Here is a 24,175-nt window from a genome sequence, read left to right as displayed (position 1 = left end):
CAGCCTCCCTGTATGGGAGGTTTTTTTATGTGATGACGTTAGATCGGTGAAAACAGCTACAGAAATTTACTGAGGAGCTAGATAAGTTATCTACTAATATTTAATTTGCATAATGCTTTGGAGACAGAAGTCTCGTTAGCAAGCCAATCCTGGCAAATTTTGCTTAGTCTGATTGGGCAATTTAAAATCTATACTTTTAATCACAGCTACCGATTATTTTCCCTAATCGCCTACTATTATTGTTCTGGAAGAGAAATGCTAAGTTGCTGCTGTATGGGATAGCTCTCCTACTTAAAATATAAGCTCTTTATAAATGATTAATTAATCACACATTTCTTGTCTAAGAATTTTCAGTAATAAGAAGCTTTTTCCGTTGAAAAGTTCTTAAAACATTGCTTGCATCAATCGAATACTCAAAAATATAAACAGTAATATCCTCATGGTTAATACTGTATTGAATGTATAGAATGTAGCTATGACTAGATCGTAAAGAACTAATAGACATTTATAGGGTTGTGATTGTGTTATCAAATTTCAAAACCAAGAAAAATAAACTGCAATCCAAAACAGGTAAACCTTTTTGGAATTTCAGCAATACTATGCTATGCATGGCAATTTTCTTAGTTCTACCAATTTGTACTTTTACTGCTCTTTCTTCGCTATTCCCTTCATTCAACTCTTCATTATTCTCTTTCATCATTTCTAGTAACGAATCTCCCCACCCTACATCAATCCCTTGGATTGATAATGCTTCTGAATGCCAATATACAAACAGAAGTTGGCACGATAATAAATGTTGGGATGATGAACATAGCCCGACGTTTTGAACTAATATTGAAACTGAAGCCTTATCAATAAAGTTGATAAGGTTTGATGAGTGACTCAAGACTTTTAAGAGTTAACAAAATCTATAATTGCGCTGCTACTTTACTCAGATAAGGCAGATAAAATAGACAATATTATGCCTCTGTCTGTGGTTCAAAATAGCAAATGGTATGGACTTCCCTTCATGCAAAAATTCATCGTACTATCCGAATGCGCCACTTATTGGAGCGAAATCAACGTCTATTAGTGGCAGTTTCGGGCGGTCAAGATTCTTTGTGCCTCATAAAATTACTCTTAGATTTGCAATCAAAATGGGGATGGCCCTTAGGAATTGCTCACTGCGATCATCGCTGGCGTATTGACTCCCAAGCTAATGCCAACCATGTAGAAAATCTAGCTAAAAGCTGGAATATATCATTTTATTTAGAAACTGCTACCCAGCCATTAAATAGTGAAGCTGCTGCACGTAATTGGCGGTATCAAGCTTTAAGTGCGATCGCCGAGGAAAATAATTACCACTGTATTGTGACAGGACACACAGCTAGCGATCGCGCCGAGACACTTCTATATAATTTGATGCGCGGTACAGGCGCTGATGGTTTACAAGCTTTGACTTGGCAACGTTCGCTAACTGTAGACATTACTTTAGTACGCCCGCTTTTAGAAATCACTCGGACACAAACAAAGCAATTTTGTGATGATTTCCAGCTGCCAGTATGGGAAGATTCTACTAATCAAGATTTACAATATGCCCGTAACCGCATCCGCCAAGAGTTAATTCCATATCTGCAAAAAAATTTTAACCCCAAAGTCGAATCGGCTTTAGCCCAAACAGCAGAACTTCTTCAATCAGAAGTGGAATATTTAGAGACAACCGCCCATCAGTTGAAGATAGAAGCAATGATGGGAAGTCAGGAAGATTTTCCTTTCAGACTGAACCGACGTATATTGCAGACAGCACCACTAGCATTGCAACGTCGCGTTATGCGTCAAGTCCTACAAGAAATACTTCCCGATGCACCCAGTTTTGAACATATCGAAAAATTGACTAATTTAATTACAGCACCCAATCGTTCGCAAACCGATCCATTTCCTGGCGGTGCGATCGCTCAAGTACAAAGTGATTGGATCTACATCAAGGGTGAAGTATGAAGGCTGAAGCTTGAAGTGTTTTTCATCCTTAATACTTCATACTTTATCCTTTTCATGATGCTACTAATTCAGGCTGAGATATCAGATCCAGCAGAGTATGGCGTATTTGAGCAATAGCTTGGAGTTGATGATCGCCTGTTTCTTGCACTTGAGCTAAAGAGTCAACCATACCTTGCAACTTCTGCCGTAAACCATCCAGACAATCCTGAATTGGTTGTAGTGACTCTTGATAGAGATGAACCCGACTCCAGCATTCAGTAGTTGCTGTTCTGAGGGACAGCAAGTTATCCTCCATCGTTTTCAACTCTTGGCGCTGTTCTTGCAAGTCGTGACTTTGATTATCAATCATCCCGTGGGCTAGGTCTATACCAGCTTGCATCTGCTCAATTTCGCGTTGCAATTTTTGTAATTCCTGGGACTGTTGTTGTCGTTGGTTTTCACTCTGCAAAAGAATCGGCCCAAAATCAATAGTATTCTCTTCTGGTTCATCAGCAACAGGCTGTCCTTGTCGCTTTAAAAGTACAGATTGATGTTGTTTGATTAACTTTTGTCGCTGTAGCAAATTACGACGTTGACCCACCAAACTTTGGTTTAACATTTGGTAGTGGTCTTTTTCATCTGCTAGTTCCATTTCTAGATTAATTACATCCTGGTCGGATGCTTGATTAATCTTATTTTGTAGTTCATCTATGGCTTGTTGCTTATATATTAATTCTTGTTCTTGATCGTGGACAAAGGTAGAGTCTATATTAAATTTATCCTGCAAATCTTGCACCGCTTTTTGCAGTTCATCTAAAGGCATATTCTCTAAAGCTTTCACATCCACTTTTTGTCCGGGAATGTCATCCCCAGATGTTGCAGCCAAGGACTGAATCTGTTGATATAACTCTTCTTGATTTCGCAACTGTTCTTTTAAGATTTGTGCGTATTCTTGCTTGCTGGCAAGAATGGCAGTATTCACTTTTAACTCTGCGCTACGCTGATGAAAAGTAGTTTGTGCCTCTTCCAAGGTATTTTGGCGATCGCTAAAAGTTTGCGCCAACCGATCGACTTCCTCTTGCTGTTGAGCCGCTACAGCTTTTTGCTGCTCTAGTTTTTCCCAGTGTTGATTGAGAGTAGCTTGCTGCTTTTCAACTAACTCAAAAGCAAAATTGAGATGTTCGCGCACAGTTTCTGTGGGAGCAACGCGACTAGACAAGCGATCGAGTAACTCACTTAGCGCTCGACTTTGCTCTTCATCTAAACCCTTACCCTGTTTAGCATCTGCTTGAAACTCTTCCAAACGACGCTGCTCGCCGCGCAAATGCTCCCAAGCTCCCTCTAATTCCTGGCGATTGCGCTCAATTTCTTGTTGCAACTTTTCAATCTCTGTACGGGAATTTTCAAATTCCTCTTTTTGCGCCTCTAGTTGATGGAAATCATCCTCCATTTGTTGTAACTGTTCCAAGCGGACTTCCATTTCCATTTCGCGGCGATTTAATTCTTGCGCCTGAAATGTTAGTGATTGTTTCCACTGGTCAATCTCATCTTCTTTCAGCTTAAATTTTTCCAATTGACGAGAAAAATTCTGCAATATATTAACTAGCGGTCGCCCAGCTTCTTGAATCCTTTGCACTTGGCGATTAGGAGTCAGTTCTACAAGTACGAGTGCGCCATCATTTAATTTACTCGCTTCCTCAGCTACAATCACGTCTTCCGACACAGTAGTCCAATTCTGGTCGGTTCGCTGACAAGCCAGGAGTTTCAATTCAGTTTTGGAATTACTACTGAGTAAATTGGTAGTGAGTAAGTTGCCTTTTTGCTTTTGTACTTCTGCTAAATACAGCACACCGTTAGTCCTTTTGTGTACTTGATGTCCGTGATTTGAGTTTTATCTTAGATATTTCTGTTAGCTTGTCTGATTTCACTCCAGCTAGGAAAAACAAGACAAACAAAACTATTTATAGACATGAGATTGATTCCATGCCTTGATACTTATAGATGTATGTGTTTGAATCGCGCCTTTTTATTTTGTGCTGATGGCAATAATGATGGCTACCGTGTGATCACTAGCTTTGTCATAGTGTATTACGAAAAATTAAGGAAGATTGCTTAACGGATGCGATCGCTAAAAATGTTGTGCAGGCAATAATTTCCTTCATGCCCAATAGCTTGTTCGCTAAGGGCAACGTCAGTAAAAACTTTAAAAACTGTGAAAACAGCAGTATTTCTGTCACTTCATTAACAATAGCTACTACTTTCTACTTTATAGCCCCTTTTACCCTGCGATTTCTGCATTCCACACTTAAATAATGCAAACTACTTGCTTACACTAGTTAAACATAAAAAATTACTGGGCAAACTTAACAAAGAATCTCATCAGGATCGCAAGGAGTACCTTTTACCTAAATGCAGGGAAATTTAAATGAAATTGATATTCTGAGTATCCTGCAATTGATTGAGTGGGGGCAGCGAACTGGTCAATTGTTGGTGAAAACCCATAACTTTCGCAATGGCGACAAAATTAGTAGAGAGGTGAACAGAGATCGCTATTGTTTAACTTGCCAACAACAACAGTATTGGTTCGTCTTTTTCCTCAATGGCCAGATTATTTATTGCCAACAAGGAGATGGTAGTTTACCTAGGATTGACGATTATTTACGATATTACCGAGTCGAGATGCAGCTTGACGATATACAACCAGCCTCCCTAGACTCAGCGAATGTAGCAGAGTATAGCTATCTGTGGGCACTCTTAGAGCAGAATACGATTGACCCAAAAATAGCTCGTAATATTATGCATGGTCTTGTAGCTGAAACTCTCTTTGATTTACTGAGTTTGCATGAAGGTAGCTTTATTTTCGATCGGGGTTCAGCACTGACCCCACAATTAACTACCTGGGAGATTACGCCTCTAGTCACAAAAATTGCCAAGCAGTTGCAACATTGGCGGCAACTATATCCGTATATCCAGTCTCCCGATCAAGTGCCTATGCTTTCTGACGTAGTTCAATTAAATTCCTCTTTACCAGTAGAAACAGTTAAAAAACTCAAGCATTGGGCAGATGGTAAAACATCCCTGCGTCAACTAGCACGCTATCTCAATCGAGATATTTTCACAGTCGCTAAGGCCATATACCCATACGTGCAGCAGGGCTGGTTGCAATTAGTATATTCAGATACTAGTAACCAAGAGGAAGATAGAGAAAATTCGGTAATAGATAGCAACGGTAGAGTGCAAATAGTAAGTATTCAGCAACCAACGCCTATGGGTGAGACTATAGAGTCGATTTTGCAGTCAAAAGGATATGAGGTGTTAACTTTAACTAATCCTTTAGAGTTCCTCAGTCTCGTTTTTCAACTCAAGCCAGATATGATTTTCTGCGACATCACCATGCCAGAATTGGATGGGTATGAGATTTGTGCCATGATGCGACAGTCAAAGACATTTGCACTCGTGCCAATTATTTTACTAAACGATCGAGATAGATTTATCGATCGAGTCAGAGCTAGGATGGTCGGGACTACAGATTTTTTGACAAAACCGTTGAAAGATACTGAGATACTGATGCTTGTAGAAAAATATATCAATATAGATGATCGGCAAGACATACAAAAAAGATACAAGACTTGTTGATTCCATAAAAGATGAGGTAAAAAATGTTATCACAGAATCAACTAGCCCCAGTACAACCAGTACAAAGTTATTATCTAGTAAATTAGTGAAACAATAGAGTTAATTTATACACTAAATGCTTGCGGGGGAATCAGGGAATGTTCCAAAAGGGAACGTCTACATCAGGAGGTAGATAGGCATTTATGAGTACAGTTCTGATTGTGGAAGACAGTATCGCACAACGGGAGATGATTACAGACCTCCTGAAAGCAAGTGGCTTAACAGTCACCCATGCAAGTGACGGAGTAGAAGCTTTGGAGGCGATTCAAAGCGCACCTCCGGATTTGGTGGTCTTGGATATTGTCATGCCTCGGATGAACGGCTACGAAGTTTGCCGTCGGTTAAAATCCGATCCGAAAACCCAGAATGTCCCCGTTGTGATGTGTTCTTCTAAAGGTGAAGAATTCGATCGCTACTGGGGTATGAAGCAGGGTGCAGACGCTTACATAGCCAAACCATTCCAACCAACTGAGTTGGTGGGAACAGTCAAACAACTGCTGCGAGGATAAGGATGAAAATAACATGGTCAGCAAACCGGACTTTTTAAGTGGTGGTAGTCAAGACCACTTCCGTCCTGAATTACAAGTAGAAAGTCCTGAAGGTGAATTACATTTGCGGTTTTACATTCCTTCGCACCAGGAGTTTGCACTACCGGCAACTGGGATTCGGGAAGTAATGGAACTGAGTCCAGATAGAATCACTCCGATTCCTAATGCTTCTCCTTTACTTTTGGGTACTCTAAATTTACGAGGTCGAGTAATTTGGGTGGCTGATTTGGGTCAATTTCTGGGAGAAGCAACCGCGCTAAACACAGATCGAGCAGAAATTCCGGTAATTGCTATCGAAGAGCAAGACACAATAGTGGGTTTAGCGGTAGAAGAAATCGGCGGCATGGACTGGCTTGATGCACAGCATCTAATGCTACCAACTCATGTACCAGATACTATGGCTCCTTTTTTACGCGGTGAGTGGTTATTAGATGCTAAAAAAAATCAGTGTCTACGACTGCTCGATCAAACAGCAATTTTGCGGAGTGCGAGGTGGGCAGGATGAAATTGAGAGGGTGGAAATGGCAGCAGGTATAGAAGATTACTTAGAAATATATAAGCAGGCTTGTACAGCTTACGCGCAACAAAACTATGAAGTTGCCGCCACTTTAGTTGACCAAGTGGTGCAAAATTTACCCAGTGACCCTAACTCCCATTTGTTACGAGGTCACATCTACTACGTCTTACAGCAGTACGATGTTGCCAAAGCTGAATACGAACAAGTACTGCACCTGACTCAGGATAAAGAAATCATTGGTTTTGCCAAACACGGTCTTGAAAGTATTAATGAATACCAGCAAAATATTCCCGATCGCGATATTCCTACACAGGATAATCAGCAAATATCCTCAGTAGAAATTCCTGATGCAATGCTAGCTGATGAGCCAAAATCGCAAGATTTTAACAGCAGTAGCGATTTTGCTAACAGCAGCTTTGACGACAAAGCTTTTGGCGAGTACCAACCAGAGGTCGATCGAATAGAAGAGCTGTCTTTGGAAAGCCCCTTTGATATCTCTGCAAACAGTAGTATTGCATTTAGTTCTATACCCGATTCCTCAGAATCCTTGAGTGATGACCCGTTTAGTTTGAACGATCGAGTAAGCGAGCAAGATACACCAGCCAACAGTTGGGAAGAGCAAACAGACCTGGAATTACCTGCTTTTTGGCAGGAAGATAGCACCGAGGATAGTATTGACGCGCCAGGAGCCAACAATCCTTTTTTAGACTCTGTTACAAGTTCAACTCAAGAAGGAATTGCTAATTCTCAAGATGATAGCGATTCACCTTTTGCAGAATTTGATTTATCAACAAGCAATAGCTGGGAAATCCCAACTGAATTCTTGATGGAGGAAAAGTATCCCCAATCAAGCGATGCGGATTTGGAAATGAACAGCAATAGCCTGGAAAATGAAACTTTAGCGAAGAGCCAAATAGTTGTTCAGGAAAGTTCAACAAAAACAAACAATTTGAGATCGAACACCCAAGATAATTTATCTCAAAGTACACCCGATAATTGGTTGGGGCCGATAGAAGCTCACGATACATTAAAAGAGGTATCTGCTTCTGCTAACAAAGATTTTAGCCAAGAAGAAAAACAGGTAAAACCGGGTGTAACAGTTCAAACAAATGATTTGGATATTGACGATAATTTTGATTTTGAGGCATTTGAATCTGCTTTTGGTTCAGAGAGTGTGAGCTTCGATGGAGATACAGGCAATATCCGCAATGGCAGCAATTCCAAGAGTAATATAGAGTTTCTCGATGACTTTGATGACTTTGACGATTTAGGTAACATTCCAGGATTCGATCTGGCAGATGCAGATTCCAGCTTTAGCGATATCGCTATGCATTCTAGTGCGCTAGAAACTGGTAGTAGCTCCCGCAGTCAAGTTGTGGAGTCTTCTGCAATTGATGAAGCTAGCGATCGCGAAGATGAATTATTTTCGATTACTGGTTCTCAAGAAGCAGTCCCAGTCTTTACGCAAGTAGATGTCTCGAAGTTAGAACCCGCCGTCAGCGTTGAGCAAGGTTGGTTAGCCCCCTTAGAGAATGCTTCCTTAGAAAAGAAACAATGGCTAATCGCAGGTAGTGTAGGTATTGTTTCGGCACTAGTTGTAGCCACAGTCAGCTTTGGAGCTACTACCTTTTCTCCGCCGCAGCAACGGGAATCAGTGCGCAATACTGGCTGGGCTATGTCACTAGCAGCTGGGATTGCTGGTTTTGCGACTGCTGCATTTATGGGGAATTTTACACTCAAGCAAGTTAGGCGCACAACCCAGAATTTGCAAGCTCAGTTTGATGCTGTGCGGCAAGGTAATCTGAATGTGCAAGCGACAGTGTATTCTGAAGATGAATTAGGAATGCTAGCTACTGGCTTTAATGAAATGGCACGGGTAATTTTTACTACCACCAATGAAGCCCAACGCAAAGCTGACGAACAGGAAGAAGCTAAAGAAAATCTCCAACGCCAAGTGATTCGTTTGTTGGATGATGTGGAAGGAGCCGCTAGAGGAGATTTAACAGTCCAAGCTGAGGTGACAGCAGACGTACTCGGAGCCGTTGCTGATGCTTTTAACCTGACAATTCAAAACCTACGGGATATCGTCCAACAGGTAAAAGTGGCAGCCAAGGAAGTAACCAAAGGTGCAACCAACTCCGAAACCTTTGCTAGAGCCTTATCTAGTGATGCCTTGCGACAAGCAGAAGAATTGGCTGTCACCCTGAATTCTGTACAGGTGATGACCGACTCAATTCAACGGGTAGCAGAAGCAGCGCGAGAAGCAGAGGCTGTAGCCCGTGATGCCAGCACGATCGCCCTCAAAGGTGGGGAAGCTGTGGAAAATACTGTGGCAGGTATTCTAGAAATTCGGGAAACTGTAGCAGAAACAACCCGAAAAGTGAAGCGATTAGCAGAATCTTCTCAGGAAATCTCAAAAATTGTCGCGTTAATCTCTCAAATTGCTTCTAGAACCAATTTATTAGCACTCAATGCTAGTATTGAGGCGGCAAGAGCAGGAGAAGCCGGACGCGGATTTGCGATTGTAGCAGATGAAGTGCGCCAGCTAGCAGATAAATCTGCCAAGTCGTTAAAAGAAATTGAACAAATCGTGATGCAAATCCAGAGCGAAACAGGCTCTGTGATGACTGCAATGGAGGAAGGTACGCAACAGGTAATTAAAGGTACTAAGTTGGCAGAAGAAGCCAAGCGATCGCTCGAAAATATTATTCAAGTAGCAAATCGTATTGATATTCTGGTGCGCTCAATTACCTCCGATACTGTGGAACAAACTGAAACCTCCCGTGCTGTAGCTCACGTGATGCAATCGGTAGAACTGACAGCACAAGAAACTTCCCAGGAAGCACAACGAGTTTCCGGTGCCCTGCAAAACCTAGTAGGTGTATCCCGTGACTTAATTGCTTCTGTTGAACGTTTCCGGGTGGAAACCCTCGAATCTAGATAATTTAGTCAATAGTCCAAAGTTTAAATATTGGCTCTTGACTGTTGATGATTAACTGTTGACTCTTGACTATTGACTCTTGGCGAAAAAACTATGCTGCCGGAACAACAACAGCGCATTTTGGGTTACTTTATTGAAGAAGCAAGAGACCACCTGAATACGATTGAACAGGGGTTGTTGAATCTCCAGAGTACCCTGAACGACCCAGAAATGATCAACGAAGTCTTCCGGGCGGCTCACTCCATCAAGGGAGGAGCTGCGATGCTTGGTTTGAATAGCATCCAGCATACATCTCACCGCCTAGAAGATTGTTTTAAAATTCTGAAAGAGAATCCGATTCAGGTTGACCAAAAGTTAGAATCTCTGTTTCTTGGTGTAGCAGATACCCTCAAAGCACTTTTAGAGAATTTGAGCGGCCCTTATGGGTTGTCAGAAGAGACAGCCAATACTTTGATGTCAGAAACAGAGCCAGTCTTTCAATGGCTCAACGAACATCTCGAACTGCTCTTACAACAAGGAAACACTGGTGTAGACAGCGGTATTTCAGCGACAGAAATACGTCCGGCTTTGGCAAATAATGCCAACACACTGACAGAAATTTTCATGCAGCGGGATTTCTCTACCCCAGAAGAAGAAAACAGCCAGGTATCTCAGGAACCATCTGTGACATCGCCACAGGAAACAGGTTCGCCGATTGTCGCCAAAGAAACTGAGAATTGGAGCGAGTTTCAAGCCCAAGTGTTGCAAACACTGCGGGAAATGTTGCAATTATTTAAACAAGGAACTACTCTCGAAACTCGACAAAATCTCCAGCAATGTTGTCAACAGTTATTTCAGCTGGGAGATAAATTTGATTTGCCCAAGTGGTGCAATTTATGTCAAGCAGCCACAAACGCGATCGCCAATCCCGATAATTCTTATCTAACTCTGGCTAAAATTGTCATTACAGAAATTAAAAAAGCTCAGGAATTAGTTCTTAAAGGTAAGGAAGCTGAGATTGTCATTAGTCAGCAGCTAGAAGTACTCTTGAGTTTCCCAGAAGTTGAATTAGTAGACATAACTAGTAATTTACCTGAAGAATCTGGGATACAGTCAAGTGCGATCGCTAATGAGCTAGCTTCTATAACTAGTGATGTTATCAGTGGTACTAAAAACTTGATAACTGACCTATCTGAGCCAATTAACAAAGCTCAGGATCTGTCTCCAATATTGCAGAATACTACCGCTGAGTCTCCTTTAATATTTACCCCCTTACCTGGTCATGAAGATGAGACACTACTGACAAATCAGAATCTCGATCCCAAAGGGCCAGAAGTAGGAATAGCTGAGTTAAATACCCTTGCTGATTTATTTGAAGGTGAAACGCCAGAACTAGATGAAACTTGGCAACAAGAGGAAATACTAGACATTACTGCTGCTAATAAATTGGGAATCGATATCACCAGTAGCGATCCAGAGGATACTGATAGCGATTTAGCCGATTTACTATCTTTTGATGAAGATATTAGCAATGATGACTCTCAAAAAACCACAATTCAAACAGAAGATTTCAGTTCATTATTTGGCGACAATTTCTTAGAAAAAGAAAATTTAGAATCGCAACAGCCACAAACAGCAGCAACAAACTTTGATGAGCTAGATTTAGATACACCTACAGACGAAAGTATAGAAGAATTTACGCAAATTCTCTTAGAATATCCAGGAGATATTGCGCCGCAAGATGTGGTACAAGATTTATTAGGACTGGCATTAGATGAAAAAGAAAATTTATCTATTGCGGAAGTAACTCAATCAGAAATTGCAGCGATACCTAATAGAGAAATAACTGAAAACGAGGAAAACACTTTCCATGAATTATTCTCAGAAAGCGAGAATGAAAACTTAATTGAGGAAATTACTTCTAGTAGCGAATCACAACTTAAATTACCCCAACCAGAAAGCTTTTCTTTTGAGAATTTATTTACTGAAATAGAAGAGAATACACCATTTTCTCCAGATAAGTCAGAAATTGGAGATTTATTTGAGACGCCATCAACAATAGCACAGGATTTTTCGTCATCAGCAGAAGATTTGAGCAACTTCTGGAACGACGAAGCACAAATTCAACAACAGCCAGAATTTGACTCAAAACTAGAGCAAGATGTAGCTAAGGCGTTAGAAGAGAGTTTATTTACAGCTGCTGATGATTTTTTTGGCGATACTCCTTCATCCACAGCAAATTTTAACCTGGAAGATTTTGATGTAGCTTTCCCACAGCCAGATGAGCAGCTCGATCTAATATTTTCACCAGATGCTGGGGATGATTTATTTGCAGATTTAGCACCAACCAGTAAGACAATCTCTCCTCAGGTTGATGAGCAAGAACTACCTGTAAACGAGATTAACAGCTTCTTAGAAGAGCAAAGCGATATCTACGCTGGGCTACACTTACCCACTTCACTCTCCTCAACAGCATTACCTCCAGAACCTCTAGATTTTACTCCGGAATTTACTAACCAGTCAAAAGCTTTTGCTGACCTGGAAATTGATTTATTTAATGTTGATACTCCAGAAAAGACTGCTGCTGACACTGAAGAATTGAATTTAGTTGATGACTCATCCGCCACAACAACTCCAGATCTTGATTTCACCTTAGATAACTTTGCTGACAGTGAAAAATTGAATTTAGTTGAGGATTCATCTACCACCGGAGCAACTCTAGATCTCGATTTCACTTTAGATAACTTTGATACCTCAGAAGCGAGCGTTGCTGACAGTGGAGAATTGAATTTATTCGATGAAACATCCGCTACAGCAGCAACTTTAGATCTCGATCTCAATAATTTAGATAATTTTGATACGGCAGAAGTCAGTGTTACTGATAGTAAGGAATTGGCGAGCGTTGAAGATTTACCAGCAACAGAAACTGTCTTCCAAGAATTCGCAACTTTAGAAGAGATAGCGGATAACACAGATGCGATCGCCAGTACAGAACTACCAATAGTCAATGATTTACCAGCAAGAGAAACTGTTCTCCCAGAATTTGCAACTTTAGAAGAGATAGCGGATAACACAGATGCGATCGCCAGCGCAGCACTACCAATAGTCGATGAGTTAAGAGATACAGAAACCATATTCCGAGAATTTCCTAACTTAGAAGAGGTAGCAGATAACACAAATACGCTCGCCAGTACAGAACTACCGATAGTTGATGAGTTAGCAGCGACAGAAACTGTCTTCCAAGAATTCGCAGATCTAGAAGAGTTAGTAGATAACACAGATACGCTCGCCAGCACAGAACTACCGATAGTTGATGAGTTAGCAGCGACAGAAACTGTCTTCCAAGAATTCGCAGATCTAGAAGAGTTAGTAGATAACACAGATGCGATCGCCAGCATAGAACTACCGATAGTTGATGAGTTAGCAGTGACAGAAACTGTCTTCCAAGAATTCGCAGATCTAGAAGAGTTAGTAGATAACACAGATGCGATCGCCAGCATAGAACTACCGATAGTTGATGAGTTAGCAGTGACAGAAACTGTCTTCCAAGAATTCGCAGATCTAGAAGAGTTAGTAGATAATACTGCAAACATTGACTTCAACGATGCTGCGATCGCAGAAAATAAAGTCGCATTGAATTCATCAGATGAAGCCAAGGATTTGTCCGCAACTTTGTTGAACATAGCTCATGCTGTAGTTGCCGATCCTAAATTGGAGCAGCCACCAGCAGTTACATCAGAAGACGAATTTGCAGACCTAGAAACATTATTAGAAGAAGAATTCTCTACTCCCATCCCAGAGGAAGATTTTGCAGCACTGGAAGCATTGCTAGATGAAGAAAACGATGAGGAAATAGCCACACCACCACCTGTTTATCCACAGCAGCAACCACAAACAATTGCTAACAATGCCAACAACACTGTAACTGCACCAGAGATTGACGACGAATTTAGCGATCTAGAAAAATTACTGGCAGAAGCAGATCATACAATATCGCATTCACCATCAGCCAAACCCAAGACGGGCAAAACACCACGCCCCTCAACTCGCCGTGCGGCAAGATTTGAAGAAACGATGAAAGTTCCAGTTAAGCAACTGGATGATATGAGTAATTTGGTTGGGGAGTTGGTGGTAAATCGCAATACCTTAGAGCAGGATCAAGAACGTCTGCGCCAGTCATTAGATAACTTGCTAATTCAGGTGCAACATCTCTCTGATGTTGGGGCGAGGATGCAGGAATTATATGAGCGATCGCTATTAGAAGCCTCGCTTTTAGCCAGCCGTAAAAATAAAGAATCGGGTGCTGCATCCCCAGATTCCAATGCTGATAGGGGTTTTAGTGAACTAGAAATGGATCGGTTTACACCTTTCCATACCTTGTCCCAGGAAATGATCGAAATGATTGTCAGAGTACGGGAGTCAGCGAGTGACATTGACTTTGTGACAGAAGAAACCGAGCGAGTAGCACGACAGTTTCGCCAAGTCACTACCCAGCTACAAGAGGGATTGACACGAGCCAGAATGGTGCCATTTTCCCAAGCAATCGATCGCTTGCGGCGGGGCGTTAGAGATAATGCCATCAAATATGGCAAACAAGTTGAATTAATCATTGAAGGTGGGGATACCTTAATCGACAAAATGATTTTGGATCACCTCACCGATCCGCTAACTCATATGCTCAATAATGCGATCGCTCATGGGATTGAAACGCCAGAGGTACGACAAGCCACAGGTAAAAAGCCCGTAGGCGAGATCGCTATTCGTGCCTTCCACCAAGGGAACCAAACTGTAATCTCTGTGGGTGATGATGGTGCGGGTATCGATACAGAACGCATCAAAGCCAAAGCGTTGAAGTTGGGTATGCTCACACCAGCAGAAGCAAAAACCATAACACGCCCAGAAATCTACGATCTGCTGTTCCAGTCAGGCTTTAGTATTAAAGACCAAGCCGATGAAATTTCAGGTCGCGGTGTGGGTATGGATGTAGTTCGCTCGGAAATTAGCGAAATTCGCGGCACAGTAAATACAGATTCTACCCTTGGTAAAGGAACAACCTTTACAATTCGTTTGCCACTCACATTGAGTATTTGTAAAGCGCTGTGCTGTGTTTCCGATAAAGCTCGCATCGCCTTCCCAATGGATGGTGTAGAAGATACCCTGGATATTCCTGTTAAAAATATCCAACAAAATGCTGATGGGCAAACATTTATTCCTTGGCGAGATACAGTCTTGCCATTCCGTCCCTTAAAAGAGCTTTTAGCCTTCAACCGACAAATCAGCCGCGGTAGTGTTTACGGTGGTACTCGCGATGATGACATGGTTTCTGTGGTTGTAGTGCGATCGGCAAATAATCTAATTGCCCTACAGATTGACTTGGTACTAAGCGAACAAGAAATTGTAATTAAGCAATTTGAAGGGCCAGCACCCAAACCTCTAGGTGTAGCTGGTGCGACAGTTCTAGGTGATGGTCGTATTATGCCAATTGCTGATGTCCTAGAAATCATGGATATCTTCCAAGGACGGATATCTAAACAAAGTGGTGGCATTTGGCAGCAGAAAGCGACTCCCATCACACCAGAAGTCCCAGCTGTGAAGATTGATCCAACTGTGCTGATTGTTGATGACTCGATTACAGTCAGAGAATTACTCTCCCTCACCTTTAACAAGGCAGGTTATCGCGTAGAACAGGCTCGTGATGGACAAGAGGCTTGGGATAAACTTCGTTCTGGTTTGCCTTGCGATATTGTATTTTGCGACATTGAAATGCCCCGGTGTGATGGACTGGAGTTGCTCTCTCGGATTCAGAAAGATAACAACCTCAACCACCTACCAATCGCTATGCTCACCTCACGGGGTGCAGATAAGCACAGACAAATGGCAATCCAACTTGGTGCTAGCGGTTACTTTACCAAGCCTTACCTAGAAGAAGCTCTACTGGAAGCAGCAGTACGGATGCTCAAAGGAGAGAAACTTATTCACAGTACTACTGCTTAAACAACTCAATGGTCAAAGTTTCATGGACTCGGCTGTTAGCAATCTTCTTGGTGACAGTGATGATTTGCCGATGGTTGCTACCTGCTACTGTCGCTAATGCTACAATTTCCACTAAGTTTCCTTCACCAGTACTAGTCGAGAAATTAACAGATGGGGAAAGTATGAATAGGAAACCGTCTCTAAAACAGGTTTCCCTTACCCCATCTTCCGAACATTACGCACGGCAAAGAGCTCCATTAAAAACTATGTTGACTTATCCACTTAGCCACAAGAGCGATCGAGTCGATAACTACCACGGCACTGTAGTAGCAGATCCTTACCGTTGGTTAGAAAATCCTGATTCGGCAGAAACAAAAACTTGGATTGAAGCAGAAAATAAAATTACTTTTGCTTACCTTAATGAGATTCCTGCCAAGGAAAAAATTAGACAACGCCTCACTAAACTCTGGAATTACGAACGATATAGTATTCCATTTAAAGAAGGTGAATCTTTAGAAAAGAATGCGACCGAACGCTATTTTTATTTCAAAAATGATGGGCTGCAAAACCAAAGCGTTCTCTATACTCTTAAAACTCTTGATGCCCAACCAAAAGTTTTACTTGACCCGAATAAACTCTCAGAAGATGGTACAGTTGCTCTTGCCGACTTATCTATTAGTGATAATGGTCAACTTTTAGCTTATGGTTTATCTACATCCGGTTCTGATTGGCAAGAATGGAAAGTTCGTGATATCGAGACTGGTGAAGATCTAAAAGATCAACTGAAGTGGATTAAATTCTCTGGTGTATCCTGGACAAATGATAATCAAGGCTTTTTCTATAGTCGCTACGATGAACCGCAAGAAAAAAGCAAATTAGAAGCGGAAAATGCGATCTTGGGATCTCCCCAGGAAGAGCAATTTTCCAAGACAGATGTTAACTACTATCAAAAACTTTATTATCACCGACTGGGTACTCCACAATCAGAAGATTTATTAATCTATGAGCGCCCCGATCAAAAAGAATGGGGATTTAATGGTGACGTTACTGAAGATGGCAAATATTTAATAATTTCAGTTTGGTTGGGTACTGATTCCAAAAATTTAGTTTTTTATAAAGATTTAAATAATACCAATACTGAAGTGGTAGAGCTGATTAATAAGTTTGAGGCTGATTACAGTTTTATTGATAACGATGATAATATCTTCTATTTTCGCACAGATTTAAACGCACCGCGTGGCAGAATTATTGCTGTTGATATTAAAAAACCAAACTCAAAGAATTGGCAGGAAATCATACCCCAGTCAGCAGAAACTTTAGAAGGTGTAAGTATACTTAATAATCAGTTTGTCGCTGATTATCTTAAAGATGCTCGCAGCCAATTCAAAATTTTCGACCTCAAGGGTACATTTGTGCGCGAGGTAGAATTACCTGGACTTGGTTCTGTAAATGGCTTTGATGGCAAGCGTTATGATACAGAAACTTTTTATAGTTTTACTAGTTTCACTACACCAGGTACTATCTATCGCTATGATATGGTAACGGGGAAAAGTGAAGTTTACCGTCAGCCAACAGTAGATTTTAATCCCGCAGATTACGAGACAAAACAAGTTTTTTATCAAAGTAAAGATGGCACAAGAGTGCCTATGTTTATCACTCACAAAAAAGGCATTAAATTAGATGGAAATAACCCTACCTATCTCTATAGTTATGGTGGTTTTAATGCCTCAATGACACCTAGTTTTTCTGTGAGTATTTTGGTGTGGATGGAAATGGGCGGCGTCTATGCGATGCCAAATATTCGTGGTGGTGGAGAGTACGGTGAAGAATGGCATCAGGCGGGAATGAAGTTGAAAAAGCAAAATGTTTTTGATGACTTTATTGCTGCTGCTGAGTGGTTAATCGCGAATAAATATACCAAATCTGAAAAACTAGCAATTGGCGGTGGTAGCAATGGTGGTTTATTAGTGGGTGCTTGCATGAGTCAGCGTCCCGATCTGTTTGGTGCTGCTTTACCCGCAGTTGGCGTAATGGATATGTTGCGGTTCCACAAATTTACTATTGGTTGGGCTTGGACATCAGAATACGGTTCTCCAGACAATCCAGAAGAATTTAAAGCATTATATGCCTATTCACCACTGCACAATTTAAAACCAGGTACAGCTTATCCCGCAACATTAATTACTACTGCCGATCATGACGATCGCGTTGTTCCTGCTCATAGTTTCAAATTTGCAGCTGCTTTGCAAGCGGCTCAGGCAGGTAATGCACCAGTGCTAATTAGAATTGAGACTAAGGCAGGACATGGTGCTGGTAAACCCACAGCTAAGATTATTGACGAAGTTACAGATAAGTGGGCGTTCTTAGTGCGTACCTTAGATATGAAAGTTTAGAAATTAGTAAGTAAACCTGATATTAAATTGTATCTGGTTCGATATATAACTCTCGCAGTTCCTATTTAGTAAAGGGCGGAGTTTCCCCGCCCCTAAAGATGCATCTGTTGCATTCTTTTTTCAAATTGGTATTACGTGCCCGATCGCAATTGCTCAATTACACCACGGTCTTCTAAAGTAGATAAATCTCCTGCAATCTCTTCACCAGCAGCCAAAGCTCTGAGGACACGCCGCACAATCTTACCGGAACGGGTTTTGGGTAAGGCATCCGTAAAGCGAATTTCACTAGGACGGGCAATTACGCCAATTTCTTGGACAACGTGCTTTTTCAATTCCTTAGCTAATTCTTCACTAGGAGAATACCCTTCTTCTAAGGTGACAAAGGCGACAATTTCTTCACCTTTGATTTCCTCTGGTCTACCGACTACTGCTGCTTCTGAAACTGCTTGGTGAGAAACTAAGGCTGATTCTACTTCCATCGTCCCCAAGCGGTGTCCGGCAACATTAATTACATCGTCTACTCGACCCATAATCCAGAAGTAGCCGTCTTCGTCTTTGCGTGCGCCATCACCTGTGAAATAGATATACTTGCCATTTTTGGGGGGGATATGTTCCCAATAGGTGCTGCGATAACGGTCAGGGTTGCGGTAGACATTTCTTAGCATTCCCGGCCAGGGATTATGAATCACTAGATATCCGCCCTGATTTGCACCGACAGGATTGCCTTCTAAATCCACCACATCTGCCACAATTCCGGGGAATGGTAGAGTTGCAGAACCGGGTTTGGTAGGAATTGCTCCGGGTAAAGGGCTAATCATTGCGCCGCCTGTTTCAGTTTGCCACCAGGTATCTGTAACTGGACAACGTTCGCCGCCAATTACGCGGTAGTACCACATCCAAGCTGTGGGGTTAATTGGTTCTCCCACCGATCCCAGCAAGCGCAAGGAAGATAAATCTCGTGCTTTGGGCAGTTCTTCGCCCATTTTCATGAAGGTACGAATAGCTGTAGGTGCGGTGTAAAAAATGGTGACGCGGTATTTTTGAATCACATCCCAAAAACAACCAGGATTGGAACTGCGGGGAGCGCCTTCGTACATCACCGTTGTGGCACCGTTAGACAGCGGCCCGTAAATAATGTAACTGTGTCCAGTAATCCAACCCACGTCAGCAGTACACCAGAGGATATCGTTGTCTTTGACATCAAAAATCCATTTGGTGGTGATGTGGCTGAAGAGGCTGTAACCGCCAACAGTGTGGACAACGCCTTTGGGTTTACCTGTAGTTCCAGAAGTGTAGAGGATAAATAGCGTATCTTCGCTGTCCATTGGCTCGGCTGGACAATCAATTGCTACATCTTGGCGTAGTTCGTGCCACCAAAGGTCGCGCTCGGGAATCATGTTAACTTCGCGATCGGTGCGCTTGACTACCAAGACATTTTGGACGCTAGGCGCACCATTATCTGCCAATGCACGATTGACCTGCTCTTTTACTGGTACGATCGCATCTTTACGCCAGCCGCCATCAGCAGTAATCACAATTTTGGCTTGAGCGTCTACAAGTCTTTCTTTTAAAGCTTCAGCGCTGAAACCAGCAAAAACAACAGTGTGAATCGCACCAATTCGCACACAAGCCAACATCGCGATCGCGGCTTCGGGAATCATCGGCATATAAATACCAACGCGATCGCCTTTCTGTACACCCAGCTTTTTCAACACATTCGCCATTTGGCAAACTTCCTGATGTAACTGGGCATAGGTAAAAGTGCGCGAATCCCCTGGTTCTCCTTCCCAAATTAACGCAGTCTTGTCACGCCGACCGTCTGTAAGATGGCGATCCAGGCAGTTATAGGAAATATTTAACTTACCCCCGACAAACCACTGAGCAAACGGAGGTTGCCAATCTAGCACCTTGTCCCACTTCTGGAACCAGTGCAACTCTTTTTCTGCCAGTTCTCCCCAAAATCCTTCGGGGTCAGCTACGGATTTTGCGTAGATGCGTTGGTATTCTTCCAGACTTTTAATATAAGCAGCTTGCGAAAATTCCCTAGGAGGTTGAAATAAACGTTCTTCTTGCAGAATCGATTCTATAGTGGCTTGTGACATAATCTTGCTCCGCTATTTTTTTAAGTACTTCCCAACTTCCCACTCCTCACTAATTAAGCTGTGACACATTGCACATTCCATTGACTCTTGGCTCTTGGCTCTTGACTTTTGACTCTTGACCCTACAAATCAATTTCCGCCCTGGTTATATCAGCACTACGATGCAATCTGAAGCCAACTTTTTCACAAACTCGTTGCATGGCAACATTTTCTGACAGAATGTCGGCAGTGATGCGCTGGATATTTTCATGACGACCAACTTGTAGTAGTTGGTGTAAGATTTCTGTACCTAAACCCAAGCGTTGGTAGGGATCGCTGACTAGTAGGGCAAATTCCGCCTCTCTCACACCATGTAACTGACTCAAGCGACCTATGGCCAAAATTTCATGATTTCCTGTTGTGGGATTTTTATGATCGGCAACCAATGCCATTTCGCGATCGTAGTCAATAAAACACAGGCGCATCATTCGTTCGTGGGCTATTCGCTGACTCAACTTGATCAAATGGAAGTAACGAAAATAGACGCTTTGCTCTGACAGGGTTTTATGGAACTGCACAATTAGCGGCTCATCTTCCGGGCGGATGGGACGGATAGTAAGCGAAGTACCATCTTTTAGCGTCCAAGGTGTGATGTATTGTGTTGGATAGGGACGAATTGCCGATTTTGGCAGTTGATCTTCCCTAACTTCTGGGGGGTGGAGGACGATTCGTGCATCTAGAGCAATTAGTGAGGAAGCAGCAGAGAATTCTTGTTCTGTACTATCAAACCGCGCCCACAAGGGATTGATATCAATTTCTTTAATCCAAGGTTGTTCTACAACTAGTTGGGAAAATCGCACTAATAAATGTTCTAAGGCGGCTAAATCTACAGGCGCGCGTCCCCTCACACCTTTGAGGGCTTTGTAAATCTGCGTTTGTTCCATCATTCGCCGTGCCAAGGTAGTGTTTAGGGGTGGGAGTGCGATCGCTCTATCTCTAAACACCTCCACTAATTGTCCCCCCGCACCAAACAGCAGTACTGGCCCGAACTGTGGATCGAGGCTGCTACCAATAATCAATTCGTAGCCACCATTGAGGTTAATCATTGGCTGCACTGTCACCCCTAAAAAGTGTTCTATTCCTACTTTTTCGGTGACAGAATTTTTAATTGTGCGATACGCCCAGCGCACAGCGTCTGCATCCATGAGATTTAACTGCACGCCGCCTACATCGGTTTTGTGGGTGATGGTCTTCGATAGCAGTTTGAGGACTACCGGATAACCAAGGGAATTTGCACAGTCAACAGCTTCGTCTTCGGTTGCTGCCGTGCAGGCTTTTAGCGTAGGGATACCGTATGCTGCTAAGATTTGCTTTGATTCTGCCTCCGTGAGAATGGTTCGCCCTGCCTGATGAACTGTGGTAATCAGCTTTTCTGCCAGGTCGCGGTTAGGGATACCGTCTTCTTCCTCTGGCAATACCGGAGTTTCGTAAATACCGCGTAGGTTGTAGCTATACTGCCACATATAAGTAAATACACGTGCTGCTGAATCCGGGTAGGGATAGGTGGGAATGCTAGCGCGATTGAGAATTGCCTCCCCTGCCATGACCTCAGCCCCTCCCATCCAGGTTGCGATAATTGGCTTGCCAGAAGGAACTTGTCCTTTTTCAATGCCAGATTTTAACTGCTCGGCAGTTTGGGTAGGGTCGGTCATTGCCTGGGGTGTGAGAATCAAAAGGATACCGTCACTATTTGGATCTTTCGCGGCAATCTCCAGCGTTTTGCTGTAACGTTCGGGGTCGGCATCTCCGAGAATATCGATCGGGTTGCCATGACTCCAGTAAGATGGCAGGGTTTGGTTGAGGGCGGTAATTGTCTCTGGCGCGAGTTCGGCTAATTCTCCCCCGGTGGTAATGAGAAAATCTGTTGCCAGCACTCCTGGCCCGCCAGCGTTAGTAATCATCGTCAGGCGCGGCCCTTTAGGGCGGGGTTGTTTTGCTAATACCTCCGCCATGTTGAACAGTTCGGAAATTTTCGTCACTCTCAACACACCACTTCTGCGGAAAGCCGCATCGAGAACTTCATCGCTACCAGTGAGCGCTCCGGTATGGGAAGCTGAGGCTTTAGCGGCGGCTTCAGTCCGACCTGCTTTAATCACAATAATCGGCTTTGTTAAAGCTACCTCACGGGCTGCGGAAAGAAATGACCGCGCATCGCCAATCGATTCCATGTAAATGACAATACTTTGGGTGCGAGGGTCATCACCGAGGTAATAAATTAAGTCGCCCCAACCGACATCTAACATAGAGCCGATGGACATAAAGGCGCTAAACCCAACATTTTCTCGCAAACTCCAATCAAGAATAGAAGTGCAAAGCGCACCACTCTGGCTAATAAAACCGACTTTCCCAGGACGTGCCATTGTACTGGCGAATGTGGCATTTAATCCAGTGTGGGGATTCATTACGCCCAGGCAGTTAGGGCCGATGATCCTCAACCTGCCTAGGCGAGCTTCCTGTAAAATTTGTTGCTCTAATTCAATACCAGGTGCGCCAATTTCCTTAAAACCAGCAGACACAATCACTGCACTTTTAACCCCAGCTGCCACACACTCTCTAACAATTCCTGGTACTGTAGGGGCTGGTGTGGCAATTACTGCTAGATCCACTCCATCGGGAACTTCTGCGATATTTGCGTAGCTCTTAATACCCATAACGCTGTGGTGTTTGGGATTCACAGGAAACACCGTACCGCCAAAGGGATTGCTAATTAAGTTCCACAATAAAGTACGTCCTACACTCCCAGGCGAGTCACTAGCACCAATTACAGCTACCGTTTCCGGCGCAAAAATCGAACTGAGGGGCTGGCGCTCGGTGCGGAGAATGTCGTAGGTGGGATCGGTTTTAAATATATTGGGGGTTTGCATTCCGCTAAACCTCGTTAATTGAACAGCGTATCTTGCATACTCTCTGGTTACATTATGAGGTTAGGAGAAATATTTGAGGAACTTGTGAGGATATTGGAGAGATTTCGTGTAGTTGGCGAATAGTTAGTGCAATTAAAGCGATCGCGATCGCACTTGTCATAGGGCTACTAACGTTAATTATTTCATTGTCTAGCAGTTGTCTTCAGTTATCTCGATCGTCAATCGCGAACTCTGGTAACAAACCTAGTGCAGTGCAGAAGTTCTCAGAATATGTCGCAGTTTCCCAATGATTTGCAGATTTGACTTGGCCTGGAGTTAAATTCACTGTCATAAAGAGGTCAGTATTTTCCAAGTTTGCTCCACTGAGGTTTGCTCCACTGAGGTTCGCATATCTCAGGATGGCTTGACTGAGGTTGGCTCCACTAAAGTTGGCATACCTGAAGTTTGCTTTCCTAAGTTTGGCTCCGCTGAGGTTTGCACAGCTTAAATCAAGGTGCTTATCTTCTGGGTCTTTAGTTGAATCACGTCTTGCAATAACAGTGAGGGCTGCTTGAACATCTGTAGAAATTTTCCGAGTCTCTTCTTGCTGAAAATTTTTGTTTTGCTGTATGGGGGATTTTTCCTGCACAAAGGAAGTTAGAACTTCCATAATTGTCCAGTGATCTTTTTCAGAATCTTTTGCAATTCTTTCTAGTGCGTAAATTCCTCCTAGACGGACTTCTAGTTTATCATCTCCTAGATGCTCAACTGCTTTTGAAAAACGCTCTGTAATTAATCGCTCTTGAGTCAGTTTAATATTCCAAATAACGAAAATACCACCACTAATTGTTGCAATTGTTTTAACTGCTTCTATCCAGACTTTAGCTTTTTCTTTCTCTTCAACTAAATTCCAGAATCTAAGAAAATCCTTAATTGCAAGCATTGTAACTGTCAAAACTAGGAATGTGAAAAACACAATTACCTGTTTTTTGCTTTTCTGTAAAATCGATTGACCTGGGTTGTAAAAGAAGTATTCCGCTACTTTGATTAACCCGTACCCTAGGTTTATTAATTTCTGACTAGCCTTTCTCAAGGTTAGATAAATTTCTTCTGCATTCGGCATTTTACTAACACCGCCAAATTTTGTTGATAAGATTTTATTCCAACCTGACTAATCGATTTATATCCTGAATTTAAGAAAGAAGTCGAG

At 42.6% G+C, this 24,175-nt stretch carries 12 protein-coding genes; 7 read left to right on the top strand and 5 right to left on the bottom strand.

Annotated elements, in window-relative coordinates; translation table 11 throughout:
- Nucleotides 1-505: 505 nt before the first annotated feature.
- Nucleotides 506-886 carry a hypothetical protein gene (locus tag AACU33_RS24675; protein WP_339376266.1) on the bottom strand — a complete coding sequence of 127 codons (381 nt, stop codon included), beginning with the start codon at nt 884-886 and terminating at the stop codon, nt 506-508.
- Nucleotides 887-990: 104 nt separating this feature from the next.
- On the opposite strand from AACU33_RS24675, the gene tilS reads away from it, so the two are divergent.
- Nucleotides 991-1,977, top strand: a complete 987-nt coding sequence (tilS, locus tag AACU33_RS24670) for a tRNA lysidine(34) synthetase TilS (RefSeq protein ID WP_096591488.1) — start codon at nt 991-993, stop codon at nt 1,975-1,977.
- 52 nt (nt 1,978-2,029) lie between these two features.
- Here the strand turns inward: tilS and hmpF are convergent, their stop codons facing one another.
- On the bottom strand, nt 2,030-3,805 hold the full coding sequence (gene hmpF, locus AACU33_RS24665) for a pilus motility taxis protein HmpF (protein ID WP_096591485.1): 1,776 nt from the start codon (nt 3,803-3,805) through the stop codon (nt 2,030-2,032).
- A gap of 560 nt (nt 3,806-4,365) precedes the next feature.
- Here hmpF and AACU33_RS24660 point away from each other — a divergent pair.
- The 6 genes from AACU33_RS24660 (at nt 4,366) to AACU33_RS24635 (ending at nt 17,982) form a co-directional block, all read left to right on the top strand.
- Nucleotides 4,366-5,592: a response regulator gene (locus tag AACU33_RS24660; protein ID WP_096591482.1), complete on the top strand. Its 1,227-nt coding sequence runs from the start codon at nt 4,366-4,368 to the stop codon at nt 5,590-5,592.
- Between the two features lie 182 nt (nt 5,593-5,774).
- Entirely contained in the window at nt 5,775-6,140 is a 366-nt protein-coding gene (locus tag AACU33_RS24655; protein WP_086687337.1) for a response regulator transcription factor, read from the top strand.
- A 13-nt stretch (nt 6,141-6,153) separates the two neighbouring features.
- The gene (locus tag AACU33_RS24650; protein WP_096591479.1) at nt 6,154-6,684 is read left to right on the top strand and encodes a chemotaxis protein CheW; all 531 of its coding nucleotides are present in this window, start codon (nt 6,154-6,156) and stop codon (nt 6,682-6,684) included.
- A gap of 16 nt (nt 6,685-6,700) precedes the next feature.
- The gene (locus AACU33_RS24645) at nt 6,701-9,640 is read left to right on the top strand and encodes a methyl-accepting chemotaxis protein (RefSeq protein WP_096591476.1); all 2,940 of its coding nucleotides are present in this window, start codon (nt 6,701-6,703) and stop codon (nt 9,638-9,640) included.
- 90 nt (nt 9,641-9,730) lie between these two features.
- The gene (locus tag AACU33_RS24640) at nt 9,731-15,610 is read left to right on the top strand and encodes a hybrid sensor histidine kinase/response regulator (protein WP_096591473.1); all 5,880 of its coding nucleotides are present in this window, start codon (nt 9,731-9,733) and stop codon (nt 15,608-15,610) included.
- Between the two features lie 245 nt (nt 15,611-15,855).
- Nucleotides 15,856-17,982, top strand: a complete 2,127-nt coding sequence (locus AACU33_RS24635; protein WP_096591471.1) for a prolyl oligopeptidase family serine peptidase — start codon at nt 15,856-15,858, stop codon at nt 17,980-17,982.
- Between the two features lie 131 nt (nt 17,983-18,113).
- Here AACU33_RS24635 and acs read toward each other — a convergent pair whose 3' ends face one another.
- From acs to AACU33_RS24620, 3 genes are all read right to left on the bottom strand, one after another.
- Nucleotides 18,114-20,084, bottom strand: coding sequence for an acetate--CoA ligase (gene acs / locus AACU33_RS24630; RefSeq protein ID WP_096591468.1), 1,971 nt, complete (start codon nt 20,082-20,084; stop codon nt 18,114-18,116).
- A 121-nt stretch (nt 20,085-20,205) separates the two neighbouring features.
- Entirely contained in the window at nt 20,206-22,986 is a 2,781-nt protein-coding gene (locus AACU33_RS24625; RefSeq protein WP_096591465.1) for a bifunctional acetate--CoA ligase family protein/GNAT family N-acetyltransferase, read from the bottom strand.
- A gap of 202 nt (nt 22,987-23,188) precedes the next feature.
- Entirely contained in the window at nt 23,189-24,088 is a 900-nt protein-coding gene (locus AACU33_RS24620) for a pentapeptide repeat-containing protein (RefSeq protein ID WP_096591462.1), read from the bottom strand.
- Between the last annotated feature and the right edge of the window lie 87 nt (nt 24,089-24,175).

This window comes from Calothrix sp. NIES-2098 (assembly GCF_963875125.1).
In the GTDB taxonomy this organism is placed as follows: Bacteria; Cyanobacteriota; Cyanobacteriia; order Cyanobacteriales; family Nostocaceae; genus Aulosira.
The sequence above is the reverse complement of the archived record's forward strand: the minus strand, read 5'-3'. Positions and strand labels throughout refer to the sequence as shown.